Annotated in this window: 5 protein-coding genes and 2 rRNA genes; 6 read left to right on the forward strand and 1 reads right to left on the reverse strand. The window is 58.5% G+C overall.

The genetic code is table 11. From position 1 onward, the window contains the following. Positions 1-123: 123 nt before the first annotated feature. The 4 genes from rrf to AC0V2Y_RS27750 all read left to right on the forward strand — a co-directional run bounded on the left by rrf (position 124) and on the right by AC0V2Y_RS27750 (position 4255). Positions 124-236 (forward strand): 5S ribosomal RNA (gene rrf / locus AC0V2Y_RS27735). A gap of 301 nt (positions 237-537) precedes the next feature. Then, on the forward strand, positions 538-1227 hold the full coding sequence (locus AC0V2Y_RS27740; RefSeq protein WP_475417566.1) for a phosphatase PAP2 family protein: 690 nt from the start codon (positions 538-540) through the stop codon (positions 1225-1227). Positions 1228-1289: 62 nt separating this feature from the next. Then, the gene (locus AC0V2Y_RS27745; protein ID WP_475417567.1) at positions 1290-2768 is read left to right on the forward strand and encodes a DUF2868 domain-containing protein; all 1479 of its coding nucleotides are present in this window, start codon (positions 1290-1292) and stop codon (positions 2766-2768) included. Continuing rightward, positions 2765-4255: a DUF3482 domain-containing protein gene (locus AC0V2Y_RS27750; protein ID WP_475417568.1), complete on the forward strand. Its 1491-nt coding sequence runs from the start codon at positions 2765-2767 to the stop codon at positions 4253-4255. Before AC0V2Y_RS27745 ends, AC0V2Y_RS27750 begins: the two co-directional genes overlap by 4 nt. Before the next feature lie 15 nt (positions 4256-4270). Here AC0V2Y_RS27750 and AC0V2Y_RS27755 read toward each other — a convergent pair whose 3' ends face one another. Then, positions 4271-5170, reverse strand: coding sequence for a LysR family transcriptional regulator (locus AC0V2Y_RS27755; protein ID WP_475417569.1), 900 nt, complete (start codon positions 5168-5170; stop codon positions 4271-4273). A 103-nt stretch (positions 5171-5273) separates the two neighbouring features. Here AC0V2Y_RS27755 and AC0V2Y_RS27760 point away from each other — a divergent pair, with 103 nt between their 5' ends. Next, entirely contained in the window at positions 5274-6353 is a 1080-nt protein-coding gene (locus tag AC0V2Y_RS27760) for a tartrate dehydrogenase (RefSeq protein WP_475417570.1), read from the forward strand. A 403-nt stretch (positions 6354-6756) separates the two neighbouring features. After that, positions 6757-6928 (forward strand): 16S ribosomal RNA (locus tag AC0V2Y_RS27765); the annotation flags it as partial.

Below are 6928 nucleotides of genomic sequence, written 5' to 3' on the forward strand. Positions count from 1 at the left end.
AGAGGATAAGACGGTACAACGTTGCGTGTGTGTTGATACACCAATTCATTACCCAAAATCTTTGCTTCTTCCAGATTCATGACGCTGCTGCCCAATCGGGAGCAACCGTCAGTACAAGTTATGCCTGATGACCATAGCAAGTTGGTCCCACCCCTTCCCATCCCGAACAGGACCGTGAAACAACTTTGCGCCGATGATAGTGCTGCAACCAGTGTGAAAGTAGGTTATCGTCAGGCTTGTGATTCGCAGTAAGAGAAAAACCCGTCAAGCAATTGGCGGGTTTTTTTTCGTCTGGCGGTTGGGTGCGCCGCTGGTGCTGTCGGCTTACGCTGCGCTAAGCCGACCTACGCCGATCCGCCGACCGACGCTCAGTGTGAGGGGGCTGACCCCCGCTGTTCAGCAGGCGAAAAAAAAGGCAGCGCTGCGCGCTGCCTTTGTCATTTATCACCACATGTTGTGCACAGCGGGCACCGTCATGTTCTCTTCATATTGACACTGTACGATGACTTCCATTCTCATCAAGTAACGTGTGCACCCATGCTGGCCAAGCTTAAACTCGTCAAAACGCCCAAAGGCATCGATAGCGCTTTGATGCTGTCGGCCATGCTGATACTGTGGATCGGCAATTACAGCAACCTCGACCTCATGATTGCCGACAGCATGTTCGACGATGCGCGTGGGCAATTTGTCGGCACCGACAGCGCGTGGGCGGGCAGTTTTCAGATAGGTATGCTCTTGCTTGGCGCCGTCATGATCGGGCTGGCCGTCTGGGACACCTTGCGTCCGGTGGCCTGGCTTGCTTCACGCCGCAGCGCCTTGCGCGTGGCGGCGCTGTCGGCTATCTTCGTGCCGCTAAGCATCTATTGGCTCTCTTCTTTCAGCGATGTGCCGTGCCCCACGGATTTATTGCGCTATGGCGGACTGGAGCCTTACACGCGTTTGCTGGAAACGTTGCCAGCCAGCGCATCTGCCATGGTATGCCTGCCAGCGACCCAGGCGAATATTGCCTGGTGGATGCTGGCCTTGCCATTGTTCTGCCTGCCTGGACGGCCACGCACGGCGCTGCTGCTCACTGGCGTCATGCTGCTGTGCGGTTTGGCGGCAGGCTGGCAGCAACAGTTGCAAGGTGCGCAATTTTTTACGCACACCTTGTGGTCTGCCTGGATCGCTTCTTTCCTGATCTATCTGCTGCATCATTTGTTCCGGACCGAGGACGCGTTGGCCTGAAATACAAAAGTACGTCACAATCTGCCTGTCGAGTTGTCGTTTCATACAAAAACAGGAGCACCATGAACGAGCAGATTGCGAGAGAAGTGGTATTGGTCCGTGCTATCGAGACGGCCGACCAGAAAAAAGAAGTCCTCAGCGAGGATGACCGCATGTATGCCAGCCGCAGTGCGCGTGAGCTTGCGCAATGGCAAGCTTCGGGCAAGCAGGCCGAAGTCACGGGTGACGATTTCCTGCAGCAGCGCTCCGAGCTGATCATCAAGCGCATCACCGAGCGCACCCCCGCGTTTGCCGTTTTCGCGAAACGCCGTAACGGCATGAAAACCCTGGCGCTGACTTTGCCCCTGTTGGCACTGCTGCTGGGCGCCGGGCTTGATCGCATCACGGATCCGCACCGCGTCGACTTGTTGTCGGCGCCCTTGCTGTTGATAATCGCCTGGAATGTGCTGGTCTACCTGGGCTTGCTGATCTGGCTATGCATTCCCTCGCGTTCCCTGGGCTGGCCGAAAGCGGGATTGGTGCGCCACCTGAGCGTGGGCCGCCTGGCCTTGCCTCGCAAATTGCCGCACGCCTTGTCCTCGGGCTTGCTCAGTTTCATGGGGGAGTGGGCGCACCTGAGCGCCAAGCTGACGGCCGCGCGCCTGGGTCGTACCATTCACCTGAGCGCTGCCATGTTTGCCATCGGCGCCGTCGCCTCGCTGTATGCCCGCGGCTTCCTGTCGCAGTACGCGGCCGGGTGGGAGAGCACGTTTCTGAATGCCGGCCAGGTGCACAGCCTGCTGTCGACCCTGTTTGCACCGGCCATCGCCCTGTTTCATTTACAAGGGTTTTCGCTGGCGGAAATCGAAGCGCTGCGTTTCCCGCAAACGACGACCGTCGAAGGCGGCGCGCGCTGGGTGCATTTGTATGCGGCAACGATTTTCCTGCTGGTGGTCGTGCCCCGCCTGATCTTGGCCCTGGTTAACAACTGGCGCGCCGCGCGCCTGGCCAGGCACTTTCCGCTGGATCTCGATCAACCGTATTTCCGCAAGCTTAATGAAAGCATCGGCGTGGCTACGGGCGGCATGCTGCGCGTCTTGCCGTACAGCTTTACGGTCGATGAAGCCCGCCACAAGGGGCTGGGGCAGCTGTCCATCATGCTGTTTGGCGAGCAGGGCCGCATGATGCTGCGTCCATCGACGTCGTATGGCGAAGAGCCGCAGGAGGTCTTGCGCGGCACCGACTTGAATGATCCGCAAGTCAATATCACGGCCGTGCTGTTCAATTTGACGGCGACGCCGGAAAAGGAAAATCACGGCGCCTTCCTCGATTATCTGGTGCAATCGTCGGCGCGCGGCATCGCCGTCCTGATCGACGAGTCCAGCTACCTGGAGCGCGCGGGCGAGCAGGCGGATAACGGCGCGCGTTTGGCGGAACGAGTCGCCCTGTGGCAACAGTTCTGCCAGTTCCATAAAACCACGGCCACCGTGGTCAATTTGCTCAATCCGGCCCTGCACCCGCTCGATGCCGGTGTCGGCTTGAAAGTATCGGCAGCAGCATGAGTGTGAATGTGAATAAAGATATCCAGGATGATGCGGTGCAGATTCAGTTTGCGCTGATTTCGCACACGAATAATGGCAAGACGACATTGGCGCGCACCCTGGTGGGCGTGGATATCGGCGAAGTGCGCGACGCCGCCCACGTGACGGTGTTTGCCGAATCGCATACCTTGCTGGCGACGCCGCAGGGCGATGCCCTGCAATTGTGGGACACGCCCGGCTTTGGCGACTCCGTGCGCCTGCTCAAGCGGCTGGGACAGTCGGGCAATCCCATCGGCTGGTTCCTGCGCGAGGTGCTGGACCGGTATCGCGACCGTCCGTTCTGGCTGAGCCAGCAAGCGCTACGCACGGCCAAGGACGCGGCCGACGTGGTGCTGTACCTGGTCAACTCCTCGGAACATCCGAAGGATGCGGGTTACTTGCCGGCGGAAATGAAAATCCTCGAATGGCTGGGCAAGCCAGTGGTGGTCTTGCTCAATCAGATGGGGCCGCCACGTCCGGGTAATGAAGAACACAGCGAGCAGGCGCGCTGGCGCGAGCATTTGCAGCAATATCCCATCGTGCGCGACGTTTTGGCGCTCGATGCCTTTGCCCGCTGCTGGGTGCATGAGCGTGTGTTTTACGAAGCCGTGGGCAAGTTGTTGCCGCAATCACAGCAAAGTGGCTATGCGCGCTTGTTTGCTAGCTGGCAAGCGCAGAATACGGCGCGTTTCCAGCAGGCCATGCACTTGCTGGCCACGCAGCTGACTGTGGCTGCCCAGGATCGCGAGGCCATCGAGCCGGCGTCCAAGGGTTTGCTGAAATCGGCTTTGCAAGTTGTGGGTATCGGCAAGAATGCAGAGCAGCAACGCCAGGAAAAGGCCATGGCTAGCCTGGTGGCGCGCCTCAATACGCACAACGGCGTGATCACGCGTGAACTGTTGATCTTGCACAAACTCGACCCGACCGATGCGCATAAGATCAATAGCCGGATACGGGAAAATTTCGCCGTGCGCGCGCCGATCGACAAGGCGCAAGCGGGGTTGTTGGGCGCCATGATTTCCGGAGCGGCGACGGGACTGTCAGCCGACCTGATTTCCGGTGGCTTGACGTTGGGCACGGGCGCCTTGCTTGGCGGCGTGGTCGGTGCGCTGACATTTGCGGGCGCGGCCTGGGGCTTTAATTCCGGTACGGATCGCAACGAGTCCACGATGCAATTTACCGATGCCTTCCTGCGTACCTTGGTGGTGGCAGGCGTGCTGCGTTACTTAGCGGTGGCGCACTTTGGCCGTGGCCGCGGCAACTTTGTGGAAAGCGAAGCGCCGGCCTTCTGGCAAGATGAAGTCGAGCAAGCGGTGTCGCGTCATGAGGGCACGCTGGCAGAGTTGTGGAAAGACATGCGCCGGGAAAAATCGTCCGAGCAAGCGACCGAGCGGATCGCCCCCGTGATTGCCGCCATCACTTCCGATACCCTGGCCCGCCTGTATCCGGATGTGCCGCGCCTCGTGTAGCGTATCAGGCGCCAATCAGACGCGGGTCTGCAGCCACTGTTGCAGAAATTGCACGCAGGCTCTGACCTTGGCCGAGTTCGACAGGCGCGAGGTGGTCACCGCCCACACATCGGCGGCCTGTTGATACGCGGGCAAAATGCGGATCAGCTTGCCTTGCGCCAGACTGCTTTCCACATCCCATGCGGAGCGCAAGATGATGCCGTGGCCATCCAGCGCCCATTGATGGACGATCTCGCCATTGTTGGCCGATAACGGTCCATCAACCTTCACCGTTTCCTGCCCGTGCGGCCCTTGCAGTTTCCAGCGCCGTCCATCCTGGTCGCGCTCGCGGATGACGATGCAGTCATGCTCACGCAATTGCGCCAGTGTGGCAGGCGTGCCATGTTGGGCCAGGTAGGCGGGCGCGGCACACAGGACGCGCTGGTTGCTGGCAATGCGGTGGGCGATCAGGTCTGGCTCGCGCACCTCGCCGATGCGAATGTCGAGGTCGAAACCTTCGCCCAGCAGGTCAACGGGGCGGTCGAGCAATTCCAGCTGTATTTTCAGGTTTGGATACTGCCGTGCCAGCTGGGATAGGGCGGGACCGAGCCGGTTGCGCCCAAAACCGGAACTGGAGCAGATGCGCAGCAAGCCCTGCGGCTGCAATTTCGACTGCGCCACCGCTTCACCCATCTGTTCGACATCTTCCAGGATGCGCTGCGCCCATTGCCGTACGATCTCGCCGTGATCGGTGACGCTGACCCGGCGCGTGGTCCGGTGCAGCAAACGCACTTGCAGCGCCGCTTCCAGCATGCCGATGCGCTTGCTCACGACCGCCTTGGAAATGCCCAGTTCCAGCGCCGTGGCGGCGAAACTGGTTTTATGGGCGACCTGGCAAAACAGGCGCAAGTCTTCCAGCAGCGGCGTATTTTTCATCGATTGCCCACAAAATGTGGATACTTTGGTTATGAATTCCCTGATTGTATTCTGATGCGGCACCAGTATCATCAACATATCCATTTATCCACAGGAGAATGTCATGCCCGGACACAGAATCGCAGTCATCGCCGGCGACGGCATCGGCAATGAAGTCATGCCGGAAGGGTTGCGTGTGGTCGAGGCCGCGGCGCGCCGATTCAATATCGACCTGCAGTTTACGACCATGGCGTGGGCGAATTGCGACTATTACCTGGAGCATGGCCAGATGATGCCCTCGGACTGGTTTGCCCAGCTCAAGGATTTTGACGCCATCTATTTTGGCGCCGTGGGTTGGCCGGACAAGGTGCCCGACCATATCTCCTTATGGGGATCGCTGTTGAAATTCCGGCGCGAGTTCGACGAATACGTCAACTTGCGACCCGTGCGGCTGATGCCGGGCGTACCGTGTCCGCTGGCGAACAAGAAACCTGGCGATATCGACTTTTATGTCGTGCGTGAAAATACGGAAGGAGAATATTCGTCCGTGGGCGGGCGCATGTTCGAGGGGACGGAGCGCGAAACGGTGCTGCAGGAATCCGTGTTTACGCGCAAGGGCGTCGATCGCATCCTGAAGTATGCGTTTGAGCTGGCGCAAAGCCGGCCTAAAAAACACCTGACATCGGCGACCAAGTCGAATGGCATTGCCATCAGCATGCCATTCTGGGATGAGCGAGTCGAAGCGATGGGGCCGAGCTTTCCCGATGTGCACTGGGATAAATACCATATCGACATCCTTGCGGCCCGTTTTGTGCTCAGCCCCGAGCGTTTTGACGTGGTGGTCGCTTCGAACCTGTTTGGCGATATCCTGTCCGACCTGGGGCCCGCATGCACGGGAACGATTGCGATCGCACCGTCGGCGAATATCAATCCTGAGCGCACTTTCCCTTCTGTCTTTGAGCCGGTGCACGGTTCCGCGCCCGATATCTATGGCCAGAATATCGCCAACCCGATTGGCATGATCTGGTCGGGCGCCATGATGCTCGATTTTCTCGGCAATGGCGATACCCAATACACGGCCGCGCATGACGCGATTGTGCGCGCTATCGAGCAGGTGCTCGAGTATGGCCCGCGTACGCCGGACATGGGCGGCAGCGCCAGTACGACTGATGTCGGCAAGGCGGTTGCCGAATTGCTGAAATAAAGCTTGCCGCCCGTGGGCGGCTTTGCTATAGTTCGCCTCCCCAATGAGACGCAGCAGTTTGCGGCACAAAAGGGACGGCCTTCAGGGGCTGGGTAGTAGAAAAGAAGGAGTTGACGGACGTAGCAAATTGCTTCATACTCTTCCTTCTTCGCAGCTGACAAACACAACGCTTTGTCGATGGCGCGAAAGTGGCACCGAATACAGTTCTTTAACAATTAACAGTCGATAAGTGTGGGCATTTGATGTAGTGCAGCAGTGATCTTCGGATTACTGTAATACTTAAAATATCAAATGTTCACAAGAAATAATGAAATAGGCGCTACGAAAGTAGTGGTCTGTCAGTTTTTTGAGTGAGCGACCCGTCGCAAGACGGTGCCTGTAAAAGGGCAAAGTAACAGAGATTAAACTGAAGAGTTTGATCCTGGCTCAGATTGAACGCTGGCGGCATGCCTTACACATGCAAGTCGAACGGCAGCACGGAGCTTGCTCTGGTGGCGAGTGGCGAACGGGTGAGTAATATATCGGAACGTACCCTGGAGTGGGGGATAACGTAGCGAAAGTTACGCTAATACCGC

It is taken from the genome of Janthinobacterium sp. BHSEK, from assembly GCF_056174685.1.

Excerpts from the sequence above, each read along its gene's own strand:
- AC0V2Y_RS27740 (WP_475417566.1), top strand. The coding sequence starts at position 538 with ATGCTGGCCAAGCTTAAACTCGTCAAAACGCCCAAAGGCATCGATAGC.
- AC0V2Y_RS27745 (WP_475417567.1), top strand. The coding sequence starts at position 1,290 with ATGAACGAGCAGATTGCGAGAGAAGTGGTATTGGTCCGTGCTATCGAG.
- AC0V2Y_RS27750 (WP_475417568.1), top strand. The coding sequence starts at position 2,765 with ATGAGTGTGAATGTGAATAAAGATATCCAGGATGATGCGGTGCAGATT.
- AC0V2Y_RS27755 (WP_475417569.1), bottom strand. The coding sequence starts at position 5,170 with ATGAAAAATACGCCGCTGCTGGAAGACTTGCGCCTGTTTTGCCAGGTC.
- AC0V2Y_RS27760 (WP_475417570.1), top strand. The coding sequence starts at position 5,274 with ATGCCCGGACACAGAATCGCAGTCATCGCCGGCGACGGCATCGGCAAT.